The sequence below is a fragment of the Saccharopolyspora sp. NPDC050642 genome, from assembly GCF_040654735.1.
Classification (GTDB): Bacteria; Actinomycetota; Actinomycetes; order Mycobacteriales; family Pseudonocardiaceae; genus Saccharopolyspora; species Saccharopolyspora elongata.
The window spans coordinates 30,096-52,809 of the sequence record NZ_JBFAIN010000029.1; the positions used below are offsets into that span (position 1 = coordinate 30,096).

Below are 22,714 nucleotides of genomic sequence, written 5' to 3' on the forward strand. Positions count from 1 at the left end.
CCGAGCCCCGCCGAGTCCCGACACGCCGACGAGAGCGACACGCCGGGACTTTTCCACGGATTTCTTCCACAGCCTTCGCACAGGGGCTGAACTGGGGTTTTTTGTCGATCATGCCGACTTGTCCCCAGGTTGTCCCCAGCTGCGCGGAAGGCTGCCGCGAGTTATCCCCAGCTCGATTCGATCTATCCACAGGTTGTCCCGAGCTTTGTCCACAGCTTGACTTGCCTGCTCCAGGCGGGCGATCTAGCTTCGCGCGCGGGCGTTCACGCACACCACGCGTGAACGCCCTGTGCCGGAGGAGGTGACGGGTCCGGTGGCGGTGCCCGACGAGCAGGAAGATCCGTACTTCGACAGCGACGGCGGGTCGAGCAGCAGCACCACCTTCGAACGGCAGCCACCGCAGGACCTCGCCGCGGAGCAATCGGTGCTCGGCGGAATGATGCTGAGCAAGGACGCCATCGCCGACGTCGTCGAGGTGCTCAGCCCCAACGACTTCTACCGCCCGGCGCACCAGGCGATCTACGACTGCGTCCTCGACCTCTACGGCCGCGGCGAACCGGCGGACGCGATCACCGTGTCGGCCGAGCTGGAACGCCGCCAGGAGCTGCTCAAGGTCGGCGGCGCGCCGTACCTGCACACCCTGATCGCCACGGTGCCCACGGCGGCGAACGCCGGCTACTACGCGGAGATCGTCTCGGAGAAGGCGATCCTGCGTCGCCTGGTGGAGGCGGGCACCCGGATCGTGCAGCTCGGCTACCACGGCTCCGAGGGCGCGGCGATCGAGGAGGTCGTCGACCGAGCCCAGTCCGCGATCTACGACGTGTCGGAGCGCAAGGCCAGCGAGGACTACCACGTCCTCGAAGAACTCCTCCAGCCGACGATGGACGAGATCGACGCCATCGCCTCCCGCGGAGGAGAATCCCAAGGCATCCCAACGGGTTTCGCGGACCTCGACGCCCTGACCAACGGCCTCCACGCGGGCCAGATGATCATCATCGCGGCGCGACCGGGTGTCGGCAAGAGCACCCTGGGGCTGGATATCGCCAGGTCGGTGTCGGTGAAGCACGGGCTCGGCAGCGTCATCTTCTCGCTGGAAATGGGGCGCACCGAGATCGTCATGCGCATGCTCTCCGCCGAGGCCCGGATCCGGCTCGGCGACATGCGCGGTGGCCGGATGACCGACGACGACTGGACGCGGTTGGCGCGGCGGATGAGCGAGATCAGCGAGGCGCCGCTGTTCGTCGACGACTCGCCGAACCTCACGATGATGGAGATCCGCGCGAAGGCCCGGCGGCTCAAGCAGCGCCATGACATCCAGCTGATCGTGCTGGACTACATGCAGCTGATGACCTCGGGCAAGCGCGTCGAGTCCCGGCAGCAGGAGGTCTCGGAGTTCTCCCGAAACCTCAAGCTGCTGGCCAAGGAACTCGAAGTGCCGCTGATCGCGATCTCCCAGCTGAACCGAGGCCCGGAACAGCGGACGGACAAGCGCCCGCAGCTCTCGGACCTCCGCGAATCCGGTTCGCTGGAGCAGGACGCGGACATGGTGATCCTGATCCACCGGCCGGACGCGTTCGAGCGGGACGACCCGCGGATGGGCGAGGCGGACCTGATCCTGGCGAAGCACCGTGCGGGCCCGACGGCCACGATCACGGTCGCCCACCAGCTGCACTACAGCCGCTTCGTCGACATGGCCCAGGAGTAGTTCCGGGTTTTATGTAGGTTCTCAAAAGACCTGGCGCTTTCTCAGATCACTTGGCGCGTACTTGGCGCGTGCGCCAAGTCGATGCGAAAAGAGGCGAAGGGGATCGGGTGTGAGTAGTTGCGGTACAGGAAATCCCGGAGAACGATCATGGTCGGCTAGCACACCGGATGCGGCTGCTGCTGGGGTTCACGGAAAGCCGCCGGTTGCTCGTCGCCGCTGGCTACGGTCCGGCTCGTGCCGGTGGAGTTTCTGACTGATGAGCCGGCCGAGGCGTACGGGACGTTCACCGCGGTGCCCACGCGTCCGGAGCTGGAGCGGTTCTTCTTCCTCGACGATGACGACCGCGATCTGATCGCGCGGCGTCGTAGGGATGCGCACCGTCTGGGTATGGCGGTGCAGATCTGCACGGTCCGATACATCGGCCGGTTCCTGGGCGAGGATCCGCTCGCGGTGCCGTGGGAGGTCGTGGAGTACCTCGCCGGGCAGCTCGGCATCGAGGACTCCTCGTGCGTGAAGCGGTACCCCGAGCGCAGGTCGACGGTGTACGAGCACGCGGATGAGATCCAGGAGCGGTTCAAGTACCGGGACTTTGATGGCCCGGACGCCTTCGGGCGGTTACAGCCCAGATGGATGCAGCATGCGCCCCTGGTCATCGAAGCCGTGTGTTCGCTGGACCGATCTGTCGTGTGAGAAGCGGTTCGCGGTTCGCTTCGGGCGAGCGTGAGTTTCGTCGACAAGGTCAGCGAGACAGTCCAGCCGGCCCGGACCTCGTCTCGTGAGTCGTCGTTGAGCACCGTGGGCGTATCAGGTGACGGATGCCCAGCGATGGCTGGGCCCGCCGGTCAGTCGATGCCTTCGACGATGCGGAAGTCGCGCTCGAAGCCGTCGGGGAGGGCCACCAGCGCCTTCTGGTATGCCTCGCTCTCGTATGCCGCGACCGCCTGTTCAAAGCCGTCGAACTCGATCAGAACGACGCGTTCGGTGATTCCGGCCTCGTGGGCGACGACTCGACCGAAATTGGACAGGACGCGCCCGCCCCCAGCCCGGACAGCCAGACCCGCCAGCTCGTTGTAGTCAGTCAGCCCCTCAGGGTCGGAAATGGCGGGGTAGACACTGACCCAGTAGCCCTTGGCCATGGAAACCTCCTGTGCTCGGCCGGACACGTCCGACTTCGAATTGACACTCAGATTGCTCGATCCCGACGACGGCCCGGGGGCGAGGTTCTCAAATGCCTCCGTCGAGGTCATGCCTCGATCCTTGCCGTTCGAGCCGGCCTCGGCCATGGCAGAAAGGTCAGCCTCCGATACATTTTCGCCATGCCCGTCCACCATGCCGCCCCCGGTACTCCCGGCGCCCGCGACCTAGCCGGTCGCACCGCCGAACCGGATCGCGCGATGCGCCCAGAACCGCGGCCCGCCGCCCACAAGGTGGTCGTCCTCGTAGTCGACGGGATCTACCCCTTCGAACTCGGCATACCTCAACACGTCCTGGGCTCCGCCGGTGGCCGCTACGAGGTGGTGACCGCGGGCGTGGACGGGAAGCCCGTGCGCACCGTCTCGGACCTGACCGTCACCCCCGGGCACGGCCCTGAGGTGCTGGCCGAGGCGGACACCGTGATCATCCCTGGGTACGCCATCACCCAGGCCCCGGCCGCCGCCACGGACTCGAAGGCCCTGGACGCGCTTTCCAGGGTCCGGCCCGGCACCCGTCTGGTGTCGATCTGCAGCGGTGCCTTCCTGCTGGCCGGCACCGGTCTCCTCGATGGGCGTCGGGCCACCACCCACTGGGCGCTCAGCGACCACTTCCGGGAACTGTTCCCCCGGGTCGAGCTCGACGCCGGCGTTCTTTTCGTCGACCACGGTGACGTGTTGACCTCAGCGGGGGCGGCCAGCGGCTTCGACGTCTGCCTGCACCTGCTGCGCCAGGACCACGGCACCGAGGTCGCCAACCAGGCCGCCCGCTTCTGCGTCGTGCCGCCGTACCGGGACGGCGGGCAGGCACAGTACATCGAGCGGCCACTGCCGCCGACGGGCGCAACCGGCACCGGGCCGACCCGCGACTGGGCATTGCAGCGGCTTGAACTGCCGCTGTCGCTGGACGAGTTGGCCGCGCACGCGGCGATGAGCACCCGTACCTTCGCCCGGCGCTTCAAGGAGGAGACCGGTCTGAGCCCCGGCCGCTGGCTGACCTCGCAGCGGCTGCGGCGGGCCCGGCACCTGCTGGAGTCCAGCGATCTGCCGGTGGAACGCGTCGCCCACGAGGTCGGATTCGCCACCGCCACCTCGCTGCGGCGGCACCTCGCGGCGGAGGCCCGAGTCGCCCCGTCGGCGTACCGTCGCACCTTCCGTGCCCCGGATCCGGCCGCCGGCGATGCGGGCTCCATTCCCGCCTAGCCACGACGCACCGTACGCTTCCCGGTGGTTCATCCGAACCTCTGCGCCGGGCGTCCATCGGCTGCGGCGCGCGGCGATTCGCCCGCGAGCGTCGTCGGTGTCAACAACAGACTGAGGTCGAAGGCCGGCGCACTGCCGGGTCATCTTCACCGTGTACGAGATGAAGCGGCTCGGCCGCGACGCCGCCGAACTCACCGCGCTCGCCGACCACCTCACCGCCCACGGCCTCATCCTGGAGATGCTCGCCGGGCCCCTGCCCGGCATCTACGACCCCACCGGGCCCGGCAAGCTGCTGTTCGCGTTCTTCGCCGCGATGGCCGAGACCGAGCGGGAGAACATCTGCGAGTCCACGCTCGAAGGACTCGACACCGCGGCCCGCAAGGGCAAGCACGGCGGCCGGCCCCCGGTCATCACCGACGACATGCTGCACACCGTGCTGCGCCGCCGCGCGGGCGGCGAGTCCGTCGAGCAGATCCAGCCCGACCTGATCATCCCTACCGGCAAGCGCAAGGGGCAGAACCCCTCGGTGGCGAGCATCTACCGGGCGCTCGCCGAGCACGCCAAGCGCGAGGCATACCCCGAAGCCGTCGAGCAGGCCCACGCCGACTTCGCCGACCTCCGCAACGCAGACGTCCCCCGGCTCCGACCGGACGCCGCGGCGCTCAGCTCATGACCCTGATCGTTCTCACCGGGATTTCCTGCACCGCAACTACTCACACCCGGGGATCACCCGTGCGGCGTTAGCGGACGGATGGTCGCTGCTGACACCATTCGGTGGTATGTCATTCGTCCGTAAGGACCATGGTGTCGGCCGGGTTCGGGTGCGATACCGGCGTTGCGGCGGCGAGGGCGTGGACACGACGCTTGATCGTGTTGTGGTGGACGACGTCGTGCACGGGTGTCCGGTGCGTGAGTTCCGCTGGTACAAGGGCAGGCGTCACTACTCGGGCTGGTACTACTCCTCAACGGTCGACGGACTGGTTGTTTACGAGAGCCGCCTGGAGCTGGCCCGGATCCTGCTGGCGGACTTCGACCGTGAAGGTCGAACTTACGTCGGCCGATCACTGCGCCGGGTGATGTGGAGTTCGCCGAGCACCTACAAGTTCACGTTTTGCTCGAACGGGCACACCTGCGCCCGAAAGCAGCAGACGGCCTGTGGAAGGTCTTCCGCGCTCGTTGCCTGGTCCTTGAATCCACCGCGCACGAGGCGAGACAGCCGAGAAACGCCAGGTCATAGCGAATCAGAATGTCACGGCCGCTGAGACCCTGCAGGTTCTTGCAGGGTCTCAGCTTCCATGGCCGATTCTCAGTTCTAATGGCCACGTCCGGGTTCCTGGTCGTATTCGGTCACCTTCAGCCGGGTTGGAAGAATGCGAGCATTTTCTGGCCGGCGTCCGGCGACATCAGCAATTCCTGCATGTCCGCGGACATCCGGGCGGCAGCGCTGGTGCGTTCGAACATCTCGCGTTCGTATTCCCCGACGGCGGCGGGAAAGTCGTCCGGGTGCGCAGCCAGCGCGAGGCCGAGCAGCGCGCCGTCGAGCAGCGCCATGTTGGCGCCTTCCCCCACCGGCGGCATCAGGTGCGCGGCATCGCCTAGCAGCGTGACGCCTGGCGTCGAGGGCCAGGTCAGACCGACCGGGAGAGTGGTGATCGACCGTGGCACGATCGTGTCGTCGCAGGCTTCGATCAGTGCGGTGAACCGCGCGTCCCAGCCGCTGAGTTCCTCGATCAGCCGCACCCGGGTGGCGGCTGGGTCGCCGAACGGGATCCCGCTGGTGGCGAACCAGTCCTCGGCGGTGTTGTAGAAGCTGAGGCCGATGCGAACGCGGCCGTCGCCGTTGCGCTGCGCTGCCAGGGATTTCCCGTTGCCGAGCACCCAGTAGTTGCCGCGCCCGACCATCGCCGCGAGGTCGGGGTGGGTGCGGTCGATGTCGGGAATGCCGAGCTCGACGACGTTCTGGCCGATGTGCGCCGGCCGGGCGTCGGTGAGCAGTGCGCGGACCCGGGAGTTCGCGCCGTCGGCGCCGACCAGCAGGTCATACGTCGCACTGCTGCCGTCGGCGAAGTGCAGCACGCCGTTGTCGGCGGACTCGAACGCGTGCCCCCAGCGCACCGCGTGCTCGGGAAGAGAGTCCAGCAGCAGGTCGCGCAGATCGGCACGGTCCACCTCGGGTCGCTCAAGCGGGGCATCGTCGGGTGTGTCCTCCTGCAGCAGCAGGGTTCCGTCCGGCTCGAGAAGCCGCATGTCCTGGCCTTCACCACGGGCAATCGCGTAGAACTGGTCGATCAGGCCAGCCTCGCGCAGCGCCCGCTGCCCCGAGTGGATGTCGAGCATGCCGCCCTGACCACGCGCACCGCGCGACGATTCACGTTCGTGCACAACGGCGTCGATGCCGTTCACGTGCAGCACCCGAGCAAGGGCCAAGCCGCCCAATCCGGCTCCGACAATGGCAATGGTCATGGTCACCCTCGATTCACCGTATCAGTCAATACACTGTATCGCTCCCGGCGCTGTATTGTCGTCGGCATGTTGGTGTGGGAGCGGCCGGAGCCGCCGGATCGACCGGTACCGGCCCCGCTGAGCCGGGAGCGGATCGTCCAAGCGGCGATCCAACTCGCCGATGCGGACGGCTTGGACGCGGTGTCACTGCGCAAGGTCGCCGCGGCGCTGGACGTCGGACCGATGCGGCTGTACGGCTACATCGCCACCAAGGAGGAGTTGCTCGACCTGATGGTCGATGCGGTCCACGCGGAGATCCGGCCGACCGGAGACAGTTGGCGAGAGGTGCTGCGTTCCCTTGCTGAAACCACCCGGCAGGCCGCCCACCAGCACGAATGGCTCGCCGACCTGCTCGGTGGGCGGCCCCAGCTCGGGCCGAACACGCTGGCCAGCGGGGAGGCTGTAGCCGCCGGAATGGACGGCGTCGACCTGGACACCGTCGTGCCGGCGATCGCCGCGGTCAATGCGTACGCAATCGGCGCGGTGCGCCGGGAGATCACCGAGCGACGCGCCGAGCGAGCCTCCGGGATGAACCAGGAGCAGTGGCAGGTCACCTTCGGGCCTTATCTGCAGCGGACCTTCGCCACCGGCCGATTCCCCGCGCTGGCCACGGTCGTCCACGATGGCCCCCACCTCGACGCCGACCAAACCTTCCGGGCCGGCCTCGACTTCCTCCTCGACGGCATCGAAGCCCGCATCTCGGCCTAACGCGCGGCCGAGGGACCAGACGAGGGCCGACGCGCGCGCTGGGACCCTCCAGGTTCTTGGCGCTTGCGCCGCGTTGATCAGGGATTTGGGCGCTGCTGCCCGCCCCGGCGAATGGGTTCCGCGGGGCGGGCGCGCGCCCCTCTCCAGGCCGTCTGCTTCTTCATCAGCTTCGCGAGGCTGGAGAAGCTGTCGGTCGCGTGTCCAGCGTCCATTCCGCGCCGGAACTGATGCTCGAACGGGGTATGTCGGGAGAACGGCGGCTCAGGGGTTGAACGGGGCCAGGAGAAGGTTTGTGAGGCTCTGTTTGGCGTGTTCGGCGCCGTCGAGGTGCAGTGAGCCCGAGTCCAGTGCCGCCGCCAGGCTGATCTGGTGGTCGCAGATGGTGCGGAGGGTGTCGAGGTCGGTGGTGAGGGTGGCCTCGGGGGGCTTGGGGGCGGTGTCGCGGCTGACGTGCAGCGAGTCGTCGGTGACCTCGATGGAGTAGGTGTCAGCGTCGATGCGCAGCTCGTAGACGCCGACCGACTCGGTGGCGCGCGCCGGGTCGAAGGCCGCCTTGATGCTGAGCAGGATGGAGTCGACGCCTAGGGGGCGGTCGGGGGTGGTGGGGGCCTGGCTGCCCCAGCGGCCGAGGTGGAGGAGGAGCGGTTCCAGGGCGCGGCCCCAGTCGGTGAGCTCGTAGAGGCGGACGCGGGCCGGGGGTGGCAGGTCGCGGCGCCGCACGACGCCGTGTTCGGTGAGGTCTCGCAGCCGCTGGGTGAGCACGTTGGGGCTGATCCCCGGCAGGCCGGCGTGCAGGTCGTTGAAGCGTTTGGGGCCCAGCAGCAGGTCGCGCACGACCAGCAGGGCCCAGCGCTCGCCGATGACGTCCAGGCCGCGGGCCACACCGCATGGGTCTCCGTAGCTGCGCATGCCGCTCATGGGGTACAGGCTACCGCAGTAGATCCTGATTTAGGAGTATTACTTGTTTTTTAGGAGTTGCCTCTCTACGTTGAAGCCCATGAGCCTCTCTGGAACCCAGGTAGCGGGCATGCCGCAGGGCGATGTGCGACTGCTGGACACCCCCACGGCGCAGCGCCTGCTGAACGACACGACTCTGGTGGCGCGGCTGGCCTATGCCGGCAAGGACGGCACGCCGCGGCTGATCCCCGGTGAACTTCCTGTGGAACGGCGACGAGGTGGTCATCGCCGCGTTCGCCGGCACCTACAAGGTCCGCGACCTGCGGGCCCGCCCCGACGTGGCGATCACCATCGGCACCGCCGACGGCCCTCCGCAGGTGCTGATGCTGCGCGGGAAGGTCACCCTGGCCGAGGTCGATGGTGTCCTGCCCGAGTACGCCACCATGCAGCGCGCCGGGCTGGGCGAGGAGGCGGGCGACGCCTACGTGGTGGCGATCGACAAGCCCGGTCTGCGGATGGTCCGGATCGCCCTGCGCCCGGCCTGGGTCGGTGTCCTGGACTTCCAGGAACGGTTCCCGGGCTTGACGCCAGAACCCGTTCTCGCAGCTCTCGGCGTCAACCAGTAGTCGGCACTCCCGGGGCCCGGCCCCGAGTGCACCCGAGGGTTGCCCGACGCGACGCCGAGTTCAACGCACCACGATGGAGGCCGGTAGATGCGCAAGATCATTGTGTCGATGTGGACAACGCTCGACGGATTCGTCGCCGGTCCGCGAGACGAGATGGACTGGTTGCTGATCGACGACCAGGTGCACAGGTACGAGCGGGAACTGGTGGAAGGCGCCAGCAGCCTGCTGCTCGGGCGGATCACGCACGCCGACTTCGCCGGCCACTGGCCCCGGGCCGCGCAGGACCCCGGCGAGACGGGCGAGGTGCGCGGGTACGCCCGGCGGGTCGACACCATGGAGAAGATCGTCGTCTCCGCTTCGGGGAACATCGCGGCGTGGCGGAACACCCGCAGGCTCGAACGCGTCGACCCGGACGAGATCATCGAACTCAAACGCGGCCACGGCGGGGACATCGTGGTCTACGGCAGTCTCGCGCTGATCCGGTCCCTCGTTGAGCTCGGACTCGTCGACGAGTTCCACCTGCTGGCGCACCCCGTGTTCCTGCGGGACGGCAAGGCTCTGTTCGAGGACGGCCGGCCACCGGAAAGACTGGAGCTGGTCTCCGCCGAGCCGTTCGCCTCCGGAGTCGTCCTGATGAAATACCGGCCGGTCGGCCGCATCCCCGCCACCTCCTGAATCCCGCCCCCGGGACAAGTTTCGAGAAACGATCTCGGCGCCCAACTGCGTGAGCGCGGCCGTCGCGGACCGGCCCCCTAGGCCGGGCTCATGTCGAGGCCGGGTCCGCGTGGTGTGGCGGGCGTTGGGTGAGTACCAGGGGGCCGTCTTCGGTGATCGCGATCGTGTGCTCGGAGTGGGCGGTGCGCGAGCCGTCGGCCGAGCGGATCGTCCAGCCGTCGGGGTCGAAGACGATCCGGTCGGTGGTGCGGGCGAACCAGGGTTCGAGTGCCAGGGTCATGCCCGCTCGGAGCTTGAGGCCGCGGCCTGCGCGGCCCGTGTTGGGGACGTGGGGATCCTCGTGCATCGTCCGTCCGAGCCCGTGGCCGCCGAACTCCGTGTTGATCGGGTAGCCGTAATCGGTGGCGACCGCCTCGATCGCCGCTGAGACATCGCCCAGCCGGTTGCCCGGCCTCGCGGCCTCGATGCCGACGGCGAGCGCTTCCTCGGTCGCGCGGAGGAGTCGCAGGTCATCGTCGGCCGGCGTGCCCACGATGATGGTGCGGGCGGCGTCCGCGACCCAGCCGTCGATCCCGACCGCGAGGTCCATGGTGAGGATGTCCCCGTCGCGCAGTGCGTAGTCGTGGGGTAGTCCGTGGAGCACCGCGTCGTTGACCGACAGGCAGGTGACGTTGCGGAACGGGCCGTCGCCGAAGGACGGGGCGTAGTCCCAATAGCAGGATTGCGCCCCGCGTTGCCGGATCCGGTTGCGGACGTGGTGTTCCAGGTCGAGGAGGTTGACTCCCACGTCGGCGAGTTCGCTGAGCTCGGACAGGATCTGGGCGACGAACTGCCCGGTGGTGTGCATCCGTTCGATCTCTGCGGGCGACTTCAACTCGATCATGGGTACCCTCACGTCGTACGCCGGTATAATAATACCAACGTAGCACCTTGCGGTATTAAAATACCAACCGTACGCTGGCGCCGTGGTCCGCAATCCGCTCACGCTCGAACAGATCGAGGCCGGCAGGCGCCTCGGGAGGCTGCTGCGCGAAGCGCGAGCGGACCGCGATCTCGGTGACGTGGCGCAGGCGGCCGGCATGTCGCCGGAGACGTTGCGCAAGATCGAGACCGGTCGGCTCCCGACTCCCGCGTTCGGCACGATCGTCTGCCTGAGCGAGGCGCTCGACCTGCCGATACAAGACCTGGCCGCCGTATGGCGCAATGGCCTGCGGCTTGAGGCGGCGTCGTGACAACCGCCTCCGCGAGGACGCCCGATGCGGCTGACCGGTTTCGGGGAGAACATCACCGCCGCCATCGCGGCATCCGTGCCCGGCGACGGAACTGAGACTGATCACGACCGTGGGGCAACGAAGGAGCTCCAGGTCGTACGAGATCGACATGACATGAAAGCCGACGTCCACTTCCCGGTCGCGATGTCCGCTGTCCGTCCAAATTGGACGGCTGATTGAGAATTCTGCTCGCCAGCGGAGAACCGGAAGGTCAGCCGGGTCGAGGCGGGCACGTAGCAAAGCACGGATCCGTGGAAGATCGGCCGCGAACAACAGGTTGGGTTGCCGCTTGGATTCGGGTAGGTCGTCGAGCAGATCCAGCAGCCGCGCGTCCTCGGCGACAGCAAGGGCAAGCCGCTCGTACGTCGTGGAGTGCCCCCTGGCTTCACGTACCCCGAACGCTCGGTACCGGTCAGATGTCACCACAGCGACACCTTGTCCCCGCCGCGTCCGCAGTACAAGACGGAGTTGATCGCGCTCCGCGCCGGACTCGACAAAAGCCTGCGGCCAGAGTTCTCGGTCACCGCCTACAGCGCGAGCATCGCCGCGGCTACCTCATCGGCGGCCGCGTCGGGGATCGCGGTCGCTGCCTGTTCGAGCACGAGCAGCCGCGCGCCAGGGATCTCGCGCGCGAGCGCCTCGCCGTTGCCGACCGGGAAGAACATGTTGTGACGGCCGTGCACCACGAGCGTCGGCATCGTGAGCTCGGGCAGGCGCTCGCGCCAGCGCGGCGTGCAGTCGAGCCTGGAGAACACCATGCCCAACTGGTTGGCCAGCTGGACTGCGGGGTCCGTGCCCGGCGTGCGGTCGAAGATGCGCTCGGCGGTCGCGCGTGCCGCGGCGGGGTCGTTGCCGAGGATCTCCGCGCCGGAGGCAGCGAACTCCGCTACGGCAGCGCGGTCGGACCAGTCGGGCATCGGGAGCGCGAAGCACCGGTCCATCGTCGCCGCGTCGTGGTCGGGCAGGTCGTCGTCGACCGGGCCCGGTGCGACGGGCCGCGTCCCGGCGAGGGTGAGTGCCGAGAACGCGTCCGGGTGGTCGAGCGCGGCGACCTGGGCGACCATCCCGCCGACGCCGATGCCCGCCAGGTGCGCCGGACGGTCGTCGAGTCCGCGGGCGAGCGCGGCGGCGTCGGCGGCGAGGTCGCGCAGCGTGTACGCCGGCGCCGCAGGGTCGACGGTCGTCGATGCGCCGGAGTCGCGCAGGTCGTAGCGCACGACGTGACGTCCGCCGCGAGCGAGCGCCTCGCAGAGCGCGTCGGGCCAGGAGAGCATGGTCGTGCCGCCCGCGAGCAGCACGAGGGGCGCCGCCGCATCGCCGAAGTGCTCGACCCCGAGCGTGACGCCGTCGGGCGTGCGGAACGAGTGGACCGTCGAAGACATCGTCAACCTCCAGGACGGCTGCGTGACCGCGGCACACGCTACGCGCGAAACGTCGCCCGCCGCCTCGGAACCAGCACCGTACACCGCGGAAGCAGCAGGGAGAGCCCGATCCGGGGAAGGCCGCCGACAGCAGCCGAACGACTCGGAACCACGAGGAAGAGTGCCGGACACGCGGAGAAGACGCCCGCCGCAAGACGATCCGCGCCGACATGTCGCGGTCAACGGCTGGTGGCGTTCACGGCGGTGGTGATTTCTCGGCGTGGCGCACGCGTGCTGCTTCGCGGGTGAGGTGGTCGCGTTCCGCCAGGCTGGTGGCGGCGCGGGCGGCTTCGGCGTACAGGTCGGCGGCGGGGCCGAGATCTCCTGCGCGTTCGCGGAGGTATGCCGCCACCGCGGTGTAGCGGGGCAGGGTGGGGTCGATTTCGGCGAGCTCGGCGAGGCCGGCCTGCGGCCCGTCGGCTTCGCCGACCGCCACGGCGCGGTTGAGCCGCACGATCGGGCTGCCGGTGAGGAGCAGCAGTTCGTCGTACCACTCCACGATCTGCACCCAGTCCGTCTCGGACGCGGTGGGGGCGTCGGCGTGCAGGGCGGCGATCGCGGCCTGGGCCTGGTACTCGCCGAGCCGGTCGCGGGCCAGCGCGGTCTGCAGGATCGCCACTCCTTCCGCGATCAGCTCGGTGTCCCAGCGCGAGCGGTCCTGCTCCGCCAGCGGCACCAGGCGACCGCCGGGCCCGGTGCGGGAAGCCCGGCGTGCGTGGTGCAGCAGCATGAGCGCGAGCAACCCGGCCGCTTCGGGCTCGTCGGAGACGGCGGCGAGTTGGCGGGCGAGCCGGATCGCCTCGGCCGCCAGATCGACGTCCCCGCTGTACCCCTCGTTGAACACCAGGTAGAGCACTCGCAACACGGTTGCGAGGTCGCCGGGCTCGTCGAGCCGGACCTCGGCGATGCGCCGCTTGGCCCGGCTGATCCGCTGGGCCATCGTCGCTTCCGGGACCAGGTACGCCGCCGCGATCTGCCTGGTCGTCAGGCCGCCGACCGCGCGCAGGGTCAGCGCGACCGCCGAACTCGGCGGCAGGGTGGGATGCGCGCACAGGAAGTACAGGCGCAGCGTGTCGTCCGCGGCAGGCACCGGGCCGCCGGGTGGCTCGGCCTCCACCGCGAGCTCTCGTTCGCGCCGGGCCTTCTCGGCCCGGGCAGCGTCGAGGAATTTGCGCCACGCGACCGAGATCAGCCACGCTTTCAGGTCGCGTGGCTGCTCCCCCGGACCGGCTTCGAGCGCCCGGATCAGGGCCTCCTGCACGGCGTCCTCGGCCGCGGCGAAGTCTGCTCCGCGACGGACGAGGACGCCGATCACCGCGGGCACGAGCTCCCGCAGCTGCGGCTCGTTCATTCGGTCACGGCGGGCGGCTCGGTGAGGAACGGCCGCACTTCGAGCCATTCGTGAAGCGGTTCGCCACCGGGCCCGGGCGCCGCGGACAGCTCGCCGGCCAGTTCGACCGCGCGATCCCAGGACTCCACGTCGATGATCATCCAGCCCGCGACGAGATCCTTGGTCTCGGCGAACGGGCCGTCGGTCACCGGCGGGCGTCCCGCGCCGTCGGATCGCACGAAGGTGCCCTCGGGGGCCAGCGCCCGGGAGTCCACGAACTCGCCGGTCTCCTCCAGGCGGGCGGCGAAGTCGTTCATGTACTGGACGTGCGCGTCGACTTCCTGCGGGGTCCACTGATCCATCGGCGGGTAGTCCACAGCCCGTGCCGGGCCGCCTCGGTAGTGCTTCAGCAGCAGGTACTTCATGGTGAGCTCCCTTTCGGTGTACGGCGATCGTGCCCCAGGGACGGAGCCGGCGCGCTGTTCTCGACAGCTGCACCGGAAATCCGCACATCTTTTTCGATGTGATGTGGACCACTGTTCACCGGAGGGTGTCTAGCCGGCCGGTTACTGGCGAGCCTGTTCCGCCGCGTGGGAGGCGAGGCCGTCGGCCATCTGCTGCATGACCCGCCGCATGACGCGCTTCATCAACCAGCCCATTCCCCATCGGGTGGAGTAGGTGCCGTGCCAGTGGATGGCCGTGCCGCCGCCGGGTGCGGGCGTGAGGTCGATGACCGCCCGGTAGTCGTGGATGGCCGAGTTGAAGGCGTCCTCGTACGTCAGCTGCTTCTCCTCGTCGAGCCCGGTCAGCCGTTCCCCGGTGACCGTCCGCCCGGTGCGGAACGCGCGGACCGCGCCGACGGGATCGCGGCCGTCGGGGTCGAGGCCGCTGGAACGTTCGGTGACCAGGCTGTCGACGGTCGACCAGGTGGGCCACGTGCGTGCGTCGACGAGCAGGCGCCAGACGACGGCCGGAGGCGCTGTCGAGGTCGCGGTCGCGTCGTAGCGGAGCATGGTCGGAATCCTTTCGTTCGCCGCCGCACCCGCCGTTCTCATCGCGGGAATCGCGTGCGGGGCGAGTGCGCGGCAACGCCGAAGCTGCTTGGCACGGCCGAAACTAGATGACGCGGACGGCCGGGGACATGCGCTGGATTGCCGACCTTCGATCAGATCTTGCGGTACGCCGACGGCCGGACGCCGACATGGCTCAGGAAGGCCGTCGACAGCGCTCCGGGACTGGCGAAACCGCAACGCTCGGCGATCTGCGCGACGGTGAGGGCGTCGTCGGAAAGCAGCCGCTGCGCCCGCTCGATCCGCAGCCGGGTGAGGAACCGGTGGGGCGTTTCGCCGGTCGCCGCCCGGAAGACGCGGATGAAGTGGTACACGCTGAGGTGCACTTCGGCGGCGATGTCGGCCAGCGCCAGCGGCTCGGCCAGCCGGTCCCGCATGACGGCGATGCCCGCGCGGACGGCGGCGTGTTCGGGCCCCGGCAGGCGTTCGTGCCGGCCCTGGGTCAGCAGGTGCGTCGCGAGGAACGCCCCGGCGGATTCCGCGTAGAGGTCGTTCGAGGCACCGGCGGCGGGCAGTGCGCGGATGATCTGCTCGACGACCGGATCACCCGTGTCCACCGCGGCGGACAGCGCTTCGAAGTCCGGTCCCGAACCGCCCAATTGCGCCGCGGCCCGCTCGACGGTCGCCGATGGGATGTGCACCTGGATCGTGCGCATCGCGGACGTCGCCCGGTAGTCGCGCACGCTCGTCCGGCCGGGAACCATGAGCTCCAGATCGCCGGGAACCCAGCGGCGGCGGACCGGTTTTCCGTCGGCGCGCGTCCGCGTGGCCACGTCCCCGGCCACGAAGAGCACGAGGTGCAGGTCGGACACCCCGGGCATCGGGACGTGGTCGGCCTCGGGCGCGTGGTCGAAGCACTGCACGAGCAGCGACCGCCAGCCCGCGTCGCCCCAGCTGCAGTAGGTGCGCCGCACCAGCTCCGACGTGTCGAACTCCGCGTACGGCGCCAGATCGAAGTCAGGCGAGTCGAACACCGCACAAGGCTAGTCGATCGACGTGTCGCGCCCGTGCCACGCGATGTCGTCCACCGCCAGCCAGGTCTCGCCGGCCACGGTCGTCGGGGTCACCCCGGTGAACGCCAGGACGTCCCGGTGCAGGTGGGACTGGTCGACGTAGCCGGACTCCGCCGCGATCCGGGCCGCGTTCCCGCCCGCCGCCAGGCGGTGCGCGGCGTGGTCGAAGCGGACCAGCTTCGCGGCGCGCTTGGGCGGGAGGCCGATCTGCGCCCGGAACCGGGACCACAGGCGCTTGCGGCTCCACCCGATCTCGGCCGCCAGCCCGTCGACCCGGACCCGGCCGCGGCTGCCGGCGATCTGCTGCCAGGCCCAGGCCACCTGGGGATCCACGGGCCGCCCCGCCTCGCGGCGACGGGCGAGCAGGGCGTCCGCCAGGGCGAAGCGGTCCTGCCACGACCGGGTTTCGCCGAGCTGCTCCCGGATCCGCGCCGCGTCGCGGCCCCACAGGTCGTCGAGGGTCACCACCACGTGGTCCAGCTCCGCCGGGGAGATGCCCAGCACCTCGTGCGCGACCACCGGGGACAGGCGCACCTGCACGCACTCGACCTTCTCGCCCCGCACGCGAACAGCGCCGTGCATGAACCCGGTGACGAGATTTCCCCGCCGCTGCCGACCGGTTTCGGCATCCACGACGAGCGGGCCGTCACCGAATTCCAGCGCCAGCGTGACGGCCGGGTGCGGAACCACCCGCACGTCGACCGGGCCCGCGCCGCGGTCGCGGAACCCGGCCATGCTGACGCCGGCCAGCCGGCTGGGCCTCGGCGGCCTCGCGACGCACCACCTGGCCACCGCCTCGCGTTCGTTCCCGGCGGATCGCATCACCCCATGCTATGCGCGGATCGACGGGAACATTCGTCCAAGACATCGGCCTGCGCCAAGGGAAACAGTGGGTTCCATGAGCATCGTCCCGAACGCCTTCCAGGCGCTCGCCAGCAACGACCCCGACAAGATCTCCGCAGTTCTCACCGAGGACGCCGAATGGCTGTCGCCGCCCGGGAACGCCACGGCCGTCGCGCTCGGGGCTCCCGACCACATGGTTGGCAGGGAGGCGATCGTGCGCTTCTTCGCCGAGGACTTCCCCCGCTTGTACGCGCGTGACGTCGATGTCGTCTTCCACGGGCTGCACGTCGACGGCGAGCGGGTGGTCGTGGAAGCGACCATGACGGCGACCCTCGCCAACGGCAACCACTACAGCAACGACCACTGCTTCGTCTTCGAACTCAGGGACGGGCTGATCCACCGGGCCCGCGAGTACGCGGACACGGCGCGCGGGCACCGCCTGATCTTCGGCGAAGCACCGCAGTAGTCAGCGGCGCTGCGCGGGCGGCGAAAAGCGGGGTGCGGGCGCCCGCACCCCGCTGCGCGTCACCGGCGCTTCGGGAGCAACTCGAACAGGCTGGAGAAGCCCTGATCGCCGTGGCCTTCGGCGATCCGGCGGTCCATCAGCTCCTTGACCTCCCGCATCCGCACGGCCTCCACGCCGACGGATTCCCGGTGGTCGATCATGTCGTCCATCAGCGCGGCCTGGACGTTGAGCGGGCCGAGATCCGGCGCGTACTCGCCGCTCTTGATCGCCTTGCCCATCATGGTCAGCAGCGGCGGGTAGGCGGCCACCGAGCCGGCGACGCGCTCGGTGAACGCCACCACGTCGACCCCTTCGGCCTGGACCAGCTTGAGGGTGTGCAGGAAGCCGATGAGCATCTCGTAGCCCATCGCGACCTGGCCCATGAACTCCACGGCCGCCAGGCCGGCGTCCTCGCCGTGGTACGCGATGCTGCCCAGCTCCTGCAGCACCGGCTCGTGGGCCTGGAACGCGCTTCGGGAGCCGCTGAACGGGAACATGACGTTCGGCGTGCCGACGTACGGCGGATCTCCCATGATCTTTCCGTCGATGTACTCGGCGCCGCGCTCGGTCGCCCAGCGCTCGTTCTCCCGCGCCTGGGCGGGAGAACCGCTCGTGACGTTCACCAGCACCTTGCCCGCGACCGCGGTTTCGACGGCGCCCAGCACCTCGTCGACCGCCGTGCTGTCGAGCAGGCAGATCACGACCAACGGGCTCGCCGCCACCGCCTCCGCGGCCGTCGCGGCCGCCGTGGCGCCGGCGGCGACCAGCGGCTCGCTCTTGCTCGCGGTCCGGTTCCAGACCGTCGTGCGGTAGCCGCGGTCGACGAACGTCCTGGCGATCGCCGATCCCATGTCACCGAGGCCGAGCACGGTGACCTGGCGGGGGTCGTCGGTTGTCGTTGTCGTCATGGGGTTCCTTCCCAACCAATCGCTCCCGGTCTATCGCCGAGGCGAACATCGAGAGCTTGTAACTTCAAGTTATGTCGAGGTCAATGCCCGCGGGCGAATCCGATCGGGAATCCATGACGATCGTTCTGACCTGGCTCGATAGGGTCGTCAGCTGGTCCTTCGGGCCGCTGGGGTGAGCGTCCGGAGTGGTTGACAATGTCAGGGTGACGATGTCACTGTGATCTCGTGTCAGACGGATGCGACCCGATGTCGGACCTGTGCGAACCGGTGCCGGGCAGGCGGGTGCGGGCCAATCCGGGCGAGGGCGGGCGGCTGCGCGAGGAGATCCTCCTCGTGGCCGAGCGGATGCTGGTCGAGGCCGGCACCGAGGAGGCGCTCACGCTGCGGGCCGTGGCCGAGCGCGCCGGCGTCACCACGCCGTCGGTGTACCGGCACTTCGCGAGCAAGGACCGGCTGGTCGAGGCGGTGTGCCTGCGGGCGTGGGACGGGCTGGGCAGCCGGATCCGCGAAGCCTGCGCGCGGCTGACGGATCCGTTCATCGCGTTGGGCCAATGTGGACGCGCCTACGTCCGGTTCGCCCTCGATCATCCGGTGCAGTACCGCGTTCTGATGCTGCACCGGCCCGGTGGCCCGGAGCTCTCGCCCGCGGCGGAGGAGTGCTTCGCGCACATGGTGGACGCGGTCACCGCGTGCGTGAACGGCGGAGTGCTGCGCGGGGATCCCCGCACGCTGGCGCTGAGCCTGTGGTCCGCGATGCACGGATGCGTGTCGCTGCTGATCAACCAGCCTTCGCTGCCGTGGCCCGAGGATCTCGACGAGTTCGTCAACGACGTGGTGCGGATCGCCGGTTTCGGTGCGGCCGTGAGCACCCGGCTGGCGCGGACCGCGGTGCCGCGGAGCGCGGACGTGGCCGCCGGCGCGGACGCGATGGTCATGCGGATGAAGAGGGCATGAGTAGCCCTGTGTCAACCCGAGTCCTCCTCAACCGCACCTCAGGGGAACGTGACGCAAACCAGCCACAAGAAACTGCGAAACGCGGGATTGAGCCGGACGCAACCACAACTGTGAAACGCGGAGAGGCGGAACTGGCATGAGCACGAGCCTCGCCGGGCGGATCGCGCTGGTGACGGGAGGATCCCGGGGGATCGGCGCCGAGACGGCTCGGTTGCTGGGGGCCGCGGGCGCCCGGGTTTTCGTGAACTACCGGGAGAAGGCCAAGCGCGCTCAACGGGTCGTCGACGAGATCGCCCGCGCGGGCGGCGCGGCCTCGGCCGTGCGCGCGGACCTCACCGACCGGGCCGACGTCGCGGCCATGACCGGCGAGATCCGCGACCTGTGCGGCCGCCTGGACCTGCTGGTCCTCAACGCCTCCGGCGGGATGGAGCGCGACGTCCCGCCCGATTACGCGCTCCGGCTGAACCGCGACGCCCAAGTGTCCCTTGTGGACGCTGCGCTGCCGTTGCTGCCGCCGTCGGCGCGGATCGTCTTCGTCACCAGCCACCAGGCGCACTTCCACGGCAGGCGGCCCACCTACGACGAGTACGAACCGGTGGCCGCGAGCAAGCGGGCCGGCGAGGACGCGCTGCGCGACCGGATCCCCGACCTGGCGGCCCGCGGGATCGGCCTGGTGGTCGTCTCGGGGGACATGATCGAGGGCACGATCACCCCGACGCTCCTGGAGCGGGCCCGCCCCGGCATCATCGACGCCCGCCGCGCGGAGGCCGGATCCCTGCCGACGGTCTCCGAGTTCGCCGCCGAAATCGTGTCCGCGGCAACCGCCCCGCTGGAGACCGGGCACACCGCCTACGTCGGCGGCGAGGACTACCTGGCCGACCGGAGCTGAACCTCAGCCGGCCGGGCGCCTGGTTCATGCGCGGTCGAGCAGGGTTGCGACGCCCTCGCCGTCGAGCTCGTCGAAGTAGGCCGTGCGGCCGGTCATGGCCATGGTCAGCGCCAGGGTGGTGCCGGACACCAGCGGCCCGGAGCCGGTGGCGAAGGGGCCGTCGGTCGCGGCGAGCCGGAGACCGGCGATCCGCTTCTTGACGGGAACTACCAGGTCGGAGCCCCGGTAGTACTCGGCCAGCCGCGTCAGGGTGTCGATCGGGTAGTCGCGGTGGATGCCCAGCGGTCGCCGGATGTCCTCGGCGTGCACGATCGCTTCGCCGAGCATCGCCACGACCGGCAGCGGCGGCTTGGTGGTGCTGGTGGTGACCCGGCGGAACCTCGCGAGCGCTTCCGCCGGGGTGGCGCCCAGTTGCTCCGCCAGCCGCATGGCCACCTGCTCGTCGAAGTCGAACCGGCAGCGGATCACGCCCGCGAACCACCGCACGGGCGTGAGGCTCGCGCCCGCGGTGAGGTGCGCCAGAACCTCGCGCACCGTGAGTTCGGTGCACAGCGACGGCGTCGCCCACTGCTCGTCGGTCAGGTCGGCGAGGTCAGCGGCCAGGGCCGCTCGCTCGGCGTGCACGAGCGGCCAGATTCCGGGCGCGCGTCGGGTCGTCGGTTCTGCTCTGGTCACGGCTGGATCTCCTGTGCTTCAGGTCGGTCGCAAGTAGGACCGCAGAGGCCGGGCCGAATCGTCGCTGGGGCGCGAACTTTTTCAGGGCATCCGCGACCAGAAGTCGAGGGCGTGCCCGGCCGCGTAGTCCGTAGCGCCGATCCGTTCCGGCGCCAGGGACTGGACGTGGCCCGTGGCGGCGTCGGGCCAGGCCGGCAGGTCGGCGCAGGCGGGGTCGCCGTTTGCCGCGAAGGCGGTCCAGTAGCGGTTCATCCGGTCGGCGAGCTCGCGCTGCGCCGCCGTCAGCTGCGGCGCGCCAGGGATGTCGAACTGGTACGCCAGCTCGCTGGAGTGCTGCGCGCCGGTCGGGGCTCCAGGAAGCGGCACGAGCGGCGGGGCGTCCCGGTCGGCGAACTCGTAGAACCAGGTGTCGGTGTGCGCGGCGAGAGCACGGCCCAGTTCCCAGGCCGGTCGCGCCCACGCCCGGTCGGTGCAGATCTGCGCCCAGGCGAGGCTCGGCGTCGGGAAGCGGTCGAGCGCGTAGCGCGCGGCGACCTCCTCCGCCGCGTCGCCGAAGGCTTCCGAGAGCAGGCGCGGATAGCTCTCGGCGGTGACCGGGTTTCCGGCGAGTCCGACGAAGAACCGGGCCTCGTCGAGCGTGGTGCCCAGCAGCACCGGCATCCGGTGGAAGCGCCCGGCGAGCAGCGCTTCCGCAGGTGATTCGGGCAGCGTGGTGCCGCCGAAGGCGGGCCGGATGAAGTTGCCCGACACCTGCAGCAACTCCTCCGCCGGAACCCGCCGGAGCTGCGCGAGCGCCGATTCGGCATCGCTGATCCAGCCGTGCTCGGCGGCGGTGGCGGCGCCGAGCCGGTCCAGCTCGGCCACCGGAGTCCACATTGGAGGAAGCGTCGGAACGCCGGGCATGAAGGTGTGCGCCGGTGCCGGGCCCAGCATGCCGAACGCGCTCTGCAGGATCGCGCGGTGGAACAGCCCGGCCGAGCCGGGTGACGTCAGGTGCGCCGCGACCGCGAGGGCCCCGTTGGACTCCCCGATCAGCGTCACGTTCGCCGGGTCGCCGCCGAATCCGGCGATCTCCCGCCGCACCCAGCGGAGCGCGGCCTGCTGGTCCTGCAGGCCGAAGGTGCCGCCGTCGGCGAGGCCCGGATGCCCGAAGCAGCCGAACACGCCGAGCCGGAAGTTCGGCGCCACGACGACGACGTCGCCGGAGATCGCGAGCCGCCGCGGGTCGTAGATGGCGGCGGTGCCGTTCGTCCCACCGCCGCCGTGCAGCCACACCAGCACCGGGCGTCCGGTGCCCGTGGTCGAGGGCGCGGTGACGTCGAGCGTCAGGCAGTCCTCGTCGACTGAGGTCACGTCCGCGAAGGACTGCGCCAGCTGCGGCGCGGGATTCCCGGGGACGGTCGCGTCGCGGATTCCAGACCACGGCTCGACCGGCGCGGGCGGCCGCCACCGCCGCTCGCCGACCGGTGGGGCGGCGTACGGGATGCCTCGGAACGAGAGGTGTTCGTCGAGCCTGCGGCCGCGGATGGCGCCGCCGCTCAACTGCACGGTCACGTGTTCGGTCATCGTGCGCGCCCCTCGGCGAGCAATAACAATACGAGCATATTGCTACGATAGTCGCACGGCCATGTTGTCGTCGCGAGGTTTTGCCCGCGGTGAGGAGATCAGCGATGCCCGGTGAACACCGCGGCGATGACCGGGCGCAACGCGTCCCGAGCCGGGAAGGCGTCCGCGCCCGAGAGCGCGACCTGATCGGCCAGGCCCTGCACGGTCGCGAGGATCGCGCGGGCGGCGAGCACGGCGTCGACACCGGGCTCGACCTCGCCGCGCTTCACGCCGTCCTGGACCGCCTTCGTGACGTAGTCGAGGATGGCGCCGCCCGACTGCCGGGCGACCTCGGCGAGACCGGCGTGGTGCAGTGCCTGGGCCTGCAGGCCCTGCCGGACGCGGTACTCGACGTCCCGTTCCTCGTCGAGCGGCAGCAGTTCGACGAGGCTGTCGAGCAGCACCTCGGCGGTCGGGAGGCGGGCGGCTTCGCCGTCGCGGACCCGAATCCGCACCCGCTCGCCCATGCGGCGCGTGGCGTCCTCGTAGGCGAAGTGCAGCAGCGCGTCCTTGCCCGCGAAGTAGTGCTGGATGAGCCCGACCGAGATCCCGGCCTCGGTCGCCACCCGCGAGAACGAGACGCCCGCGAAGCCCTCCGCGGCGAGCAGGCGCTGGAAGGCCCGCGCGATCTGGGCGCGACGCTGATCATGATCGGCAACCCGCGGCACCCGAATATCGTACAGCCGTACTGCTATCGAAGGCAGGGCGGCGACACCCGGATTGG

At 69.9% G+C, this 22,714-nt stretch carries 26 protein-coding genes and 1 pseudogene; 12 read left to right on the top strand and 15 right to left on the bottom strand.

Annotated features, from left to right (window positions below; translation table 11 throughout):
* Positions 1-313: 313 nt before the first annotated feature.
* Both dnaB and AB0H93_RS32095 read left to right on the top strand, forming a co-directional pair.
* Positions 314-1,705, top strand: a complete 1,392-nt coding sequence (gene dnaB, locus AB0H93_RS32090; RefSeq protein ID WP_358577859.1) for a replicative DNA helicase — start codon at positions 314-316, stop codon at positions 1,703-1,705.
* Positions 1,706-1,939: 234 nt separating this feature from the next.
* Positions 1,940-2,395: a DUF4158 domain-containing protein gene (locus AB0H93_RS32095; RefSeq protein WP_358577677.1), complete on the top strand. Its 456-nt coding sequence runs from the start codon at positions 1,940-1,942 to the stop codon at positions 2,393-2,395.
* Between the two features lie 152 nt (positions 2,396-2,547).
* Here the strand turns inward: AB0H93_RS32095 and AB0H93_RS32100 are convergent, their stop codons facing one another.
* The gene (locus AB0H93_RS32100; RefSeq protein WP_012891307.1) at positions 2,548-2,841 is read right to left on the bottom strand and encodes a DUF1330 domain-containing protein; all 294 of its coding nucleotides are present in this window, start codon (positions 2,839-2,841) and stop codon (positions 2,548-2,550) included.
* Between the two features lie 180 nt (positions 2,842-3,021).
* Here AB0H93_RS32100 and AB0H93_RS32105 point away from each other — a divergent pair, with 180 nt between their 5' ends.
* From AB0H93_RS32105 to AB0H93_RS32115, 3 genes are all read left to right on the top strand, one after another.
* The gene (locus tag AB0H93_RS32105) at positions 3,022-4,098 is read left to right on the top strand and encodes a helix-turn-helix domain-containing protein (protein WP_358577680.1); all 1,077 of its coding nucleotides are present in this window, start codon (positions 3,022-3,024) and stop codon (positions 4,096-4,098) included.
* A 151-nt stretch (positions 4,099-4,249) separates the two neighbouring features.
* Positions 4,250-4,771, top strand: coding sequence for a recombinase family protein (locus tag AB0H93_RS32110; RefSeq protein ID WP_358577683.1), 522 nt, complete (start codon positions 4,250-4,252; stop codon positions 4,769-4,771).
* 106 nt (positions 4,772-4,877) lie between these two features.
* Positions 4,878-5,360: a hypothetical protein gene (locus tag AB0H93_RS32115; RefSeq protein ID WP_358577686.1), complete on the top strand. Its 483-nt coding sequence runs from the start codon at positions 4,878-4,880 to the stop codon at positions 5,358-5,360.
* A 91-nt stretch (positions 5,361-5,451) separates the two neighbouring features.
* Here the strand turns inward: AB0H93_RS32115 and AB0H93_RS32120 are convergent, their stop codons facing one another.
* The gene (locus AB0H93_RS32120) at positions 5,452-6,561 is read right to left on the bottom strand and encodes an FAD-dependent monooxygenase (protein ID WP_358577863.1); all 1,110 of its coding nucleotides are present in this window, start codon (positions 6,559-6,561) and stop codon (positions 5,452-5,454) included.
* 66 nt (positions 6,562-6,627) lie between these two features.
* Between AB0H93_RS32120 and AB0H93_RS32125 the strand changes: the two genes are divergently transcribed.
* Positions 6,628-7,308: a TetR/AcrR family transcriptional regulator gene (locus AB0H93_RS32125; RefSeq protein ID WP_358577688.1), complete on the top strand. Its 681-nt coding sequence runs from the start codon at positions 6,628-6,630 to the stop codon at positions 7,306-7,308.
* 261 nt (positions 7,309-7,569) lie between these two features.
* On the opposite strand, the gene AB0H93_RS32130 is transcribed toward AB0H93_RS32125, so the two are convergent.
* Positions 7,570-8,226 carry a helix-turn-helix domain-containing protein gene (locus AB0H93_RS32130; RefSeq protein ID WP_358577690.1) on the bottom strand — a complete coding sequence of 219 codons (657 nt, stop codon included), beginning with the start codon at positions 8,224-8,226 and terminating at the stop codon, positions 7,570-7,572.
* A gap of 230 nt (positions 8,227-8,456) precedes the next feature.
* Here AB0H93_RS32130 and AB0H93_RS32135 point away from each other — a divergent pair, with 230 nt between their 5' ends.
* Positions 8,457-8,831 (top strand): hypothetical protein, encoded by a 375-nt coding sequence (locus tag AB0H93_RS32135; RefSeq protein WP_358577693.1) that lies wholly within the window; start codon positions 8,457-8,459, stop codon positions 8,829-8,831.
* An 87-nt stretch (positions 8,832-8,918) separates the two neighbouring features.
* On the top strand, positions 8,919-9,506 hold the full coding sequence (locus AB0H93_RS32140; protein ID WP_358577695.1) for a dihydrofolate reductase family protein: 588 nt from the start codon (positions 8,919-8,921) through the stop codon (positions 9,504-9,506).
* An 88-nt stretch (positions 9,507-9,594) separates the two neighbouring features.
* Here the strand turns inward: AB0H93_RS32140 and map are convergent, their stop codons facing one another.
* Positions 9,595-10,389, bottom strand: coding sequence for a type I methionyl aminopeptidase (gene map, locus AB0H93_RS32145; protein WP_358577697.1), 795 nt, complete (start codon positions 10,387-10,389; stop codon positions 9,595-9,597).
* A gap of 82 nt (positions 10,390-10,471) precedes the next feature.
* On the opposite strand from map, the gene AB0H93_RS32150 reads away from it, so the two are divergent.
* Positions 10,472-10,738 (top strand): helix-turn-helix transcriptional regulator, encoded by a 267-nt coding sequence (locus AB0H93_RS32150; RefSeq protein ID WP_358577699.1) that lies wholly within the window; start codon positions 10,472-10,474, stop codon positions 10,736-10,738.
* Between the two features lie 312 nt (positions 10,739-11,050).
* Here the strand turns inward: AB0H93_RS32150 and AB0H93_RS32155 are convergent.
* The 7 genes and pseudogenes from AB0H93_RS32155 to AB0H93_RS32185 form a co-directional block, all read right to left on the bottom strand.
* Positions 11,051-11,203 (bottom strand): annotated as a pseudogene (locus AB0H93_RS32155) (DUF2332 family protein); the annotation flags it as partial.
* Between the two features lie 101 nt (positions 11,204-11,304).
* Positions 11,305-12,159, bottom strand: coding sequence for an alpha/beta hydrolase (locus AB0H93_RS32160; RefSeq protein ID WP_358577701.1), 855 nt, complete (start codon positions 12,157-12,159; stop codon positions 11,305-11,307).
* 235 nt (positions 12,160-12,394) lie between these two features.
* The gene (locus AB0H93_RS32165; protein ID WP_358577703.1) at positions 12,395-13,549 is read right to left on the bottom strand and encodes a sigma-70 family RNA polymerase sigma factor; all 1,155 of its coding nucleotides are present in this window, start codon (positions 13,547-13,549) and stop codon (positions 12,395-12,397) included.
* A complete protein-coding gene (locus AB0H93_RS32170) occupies positions 13,546-13,953 on the bottom strand; it encodes a YciI family protein (protein WP_358577705.1) in 408 nt (135 codons plus the stop codon). The genes AB0H93_RS32165 and AB0H93_RS32170 overlap by 4 nt, the downstream gene beginning before the upstream one ends.
* A 141-nt stretch (positions 13,954-14,094) precedes the next feature.
* Positions 14,095-14,541: an SRPBCC family protein gene (locus AB0H93_RS32175; protein WP_358577708.1), complete on the bottom strand. Its 447-nt coding sequence runs from the start codon at positions 14,539-14,541 to the stop codon at positions 14,095-14,097.
* A 152-nt stretch (positions 14,542-14,693) separates the two neighbouring features.
* Positions 14,694-15,572, bottom strand: a complete 879-nt coding sequence (locus AB0H93_RS32180; RefSeq protein WP_358577711.1) for an AraC family transcriptional regulator — start codon at positions 15,570-15,572, stop codon at positions 14,694-14,696.
* 9 nt (positions 15,573-15,581) lie between these two features.
* Positions 15,582-16,433 carry a helix-turn-helix domain-containing protein gene (locus AB0H93_RS32185; RefSeq protein ID WP_358577713.1) on the bottom strand — a complete coding sequence of 284 codons (852 nt, stop codon included), beginning with the start codon at positions 16,431-16,433 and terminating at the stop codon, positions 15,582-15,584.
* Between the two features lie 76 nt (positions 16,434-16,509).
* On the opposite strand from AB0H93_RS32185, the gene AB0H93_RS32190 reads away from it, so the two are divergent.
* Positions 16,510-16,920, top strand: a complete 411-nt coding sequence (locus AB0H93_RS32190) for a nuclear transport factor 2 family protein (protein WP_358577716.1) — start codon at positions 16,510-16,512, stop codon at positions 16,918-16,920.
* A 59-nt stretch (positions 16,921-16,979) separates the two neighbouring features.
* On the opposite strand, the gene AB0H93_RS32195 is transcribed toward AB0H93_RS32190, so the two are convergent.
* Entirely contained in the window at positions 16,980-17,867 is an 888-nt protein-coding gene (locus tag AB0H93_RS32195) for an NAD(P)-binding domain-containing protein (protein ID WP_358577718.1), read from the bottom strand.
* A gap of 246 nt (positions 17,868-18,113) precedes the next feature.
* Between AB0H93_RS32195 and AB0H93_RS32200 the strand changes: the two genes are divergently transcribed.
* The gene (locus AB0H93_RS32200; protein ID WP_358577720.1) at positions 18,114-18,821 is read left to right on the top strand and encodes a TetR/AcrR family transcriptional regulator; all 708 of its coding nucleotides are present in this window, start codon (positions 18,114-18,116) and stop codon (positions 18,819-18,821) included.
* Between the two features lie 136 nt (positions 18,822-18,957).
* Positions 18,958-19,710, top strand: a complete 753-nt coding sequence (locus AB0H93_RS32205) for an SDR family oxidoreductase (RefSeq protein ID WP_358577722.1) — start codon at positions 18,958-18,960, stop codon at positions 19,708-19,710.
* Between the two features lie 24 nt (positions 19,711-19,734).
* Here AB0H93_RS32205 and AB0H93_RS32210 read toward each other — a convergent pair whose 3' ends face one another.
* From AB0H93_RS32210 to AB0H93_RS32220, 3 genes are all read right to left on the bottom strand, one after another.
* Positions 19,735-20,385: a maleylpyruvate isomerase family mycothiol-dependent enzyme gene (locus AB0H93_RS32210; RefSeq protein WP_358577725.1), complete on the bottom strand. Its 651-nt coding sequence runs from the start codon at positions 20,383-20,385 to the stop codon at positions 19,735-19,737.
* Between the two features lie 81 nt (positions 20,386-20,466).
* Complete coding sequence (locus tag AB0H93_RS32215; protein ID WP_358577728.1) at positions 20,467-21,951, bottom strand: carboxylesterase family protein; 1,485 nt, start codon at positions 21,949-21,951, stop codon at positions 20,467-20,469.
* 98 nt (positions 21,952-22,049) lie between these two features.
* Positions 22,050-22,658 (bottom strand): TetR/AcrR family transcriptional regulator, encoded by a 609-nt coding sequence (locus AB0H93_RS32220; protein WP_358577730.1) that lies wholly within the window; start codon positions 22,656-22,658, stop codon positions 22,050-22,052.
* Between the last annotated feature and the right edge of the window lie 56 nt (positions 22,659-22,714).

Coding starts and splice junctions, on each gene's coding strand:
- AB0H93_RS32100 (WP_012891307.1), bottom strand. CDS start 2,841: ATGGCCAAGGGCTACTGGGTCAGTGTCTACCCCGCCATTTCCGACCCT.
- AB0H93_RS32105 (WP_358577680.1), top strand. CDS start 3,022: ATGCCCGTCCACCATGCCGCCCCCGGTACTCCCGGCGCCCGCGACCTA.
- AB0H93_RS32115 (WP_358577686.1), top strand. CDS start 4,878: ATGTCATTCGTCCGTAAGGACCATGGTGTCGGCCGGGTTCGGGTGCGA.
- AB0H93_RS32120 (WP_358577863.1), bottom strand. CDS start 6,561: ATGACCATTGCCATTGTCGGAGCCGGATTGGGCGGCTTGGCCCTTGCT.
- AB0H93_RS32125 (WP_358577688.1), top strand. CDS start 6,628: ATGTTGGTGTGGGAGCGGCCGGAGCCGCCGGATCGACCGGTACCGGCC.
- AB0H93_RS32130 (WP_358577690.1), bottom strand. CDS start 8,226: ATGAGCGGCATGCGCAGCTACGGAGACCCATGCGGTGTGGCCCGCGGC.
- AB0H93_RS32140 (WP_358577695.1), top strand. CDS start 8,919: ATGCGCAAGATCATTGTGTCGATGTGGACAACGCTCGACGGATTCGTC.
- map (WP_358577697.1), bottom strand. CDS start 10,389: ATGATCGAGTTGAAGTCGCCCGCAGAGATCGAACGGATGCACACCACC.
- AB0H93_RS32160 (WP_358577701.1), bottom strand. CDS start 12,159: ATGTCTTCGACGGTCCACTCGTTCCGCACGCCCGACGGCGTCACGCTC.
- AB0H93_RS32165 (WP_358577703.1), bottom strand. CDS start 13,549: ATGAACGAGCCGCAGCTGCGGGAGCTCGTGCCCGCGGTGATCGGCGTC.
- AB0H93_RS32170 (WP_358577705.1), bottom strand. CDS start 13,953: ATGAAGTACCTGCTGCTGAAGCACTACCGAGGCGGCCCGGCACGGGCT.
- AB0H93_RS32175 (WP_358577708.1), bottom strand. CDS start 14,541: ATGCTCCGCTACGACGCGACCGCGACCTCGACAGCGCCTCCGGCCGTC.
- AB0H93_RS32185 (WP_358577713.1), bottom strand. CDS start 16,433: ATGCGATCCGCCGGGAACGAACGCGAGGCGGTGGCCAGGTGGTGCGTC.
- AB0H93_RS32190 (WP_358577716.1), top strand. CDS start 16,510: ATGAGCATCGTCCCGAACGCCTTCCAGGCGCTCGCCAGCAACGACCCC.
- AB0H93_RS32195 (WP_358577718.1), bottom strand. CDS start 17,867: ATGACGACAACGACAACCGACGACCCCCGCCAGGTCACCGTGCTCGGC.
- AB0H93_RS32200 (WP_358577720.1), top strand. CDS start 18,114: ATGTCGGACCTGTGCGAACCGGTGCCGGGCAGGCGGGTGCGGGCCAAT.
- AB0H93_RS32205 (WP_358577722.1), top strand. CDS start 18,958: ATGAGCACGAGCCTCGCCGGGCGGATCGCGCTGGTGACGGGAGGATCC.
- AB0H93_RS32215 (WP_358577728.1), bottom strand. CDS start 21,951: ATGACCGAACACGTGACCGTGCAGTTGAGCGGCGGCGCCATCCGCGGC.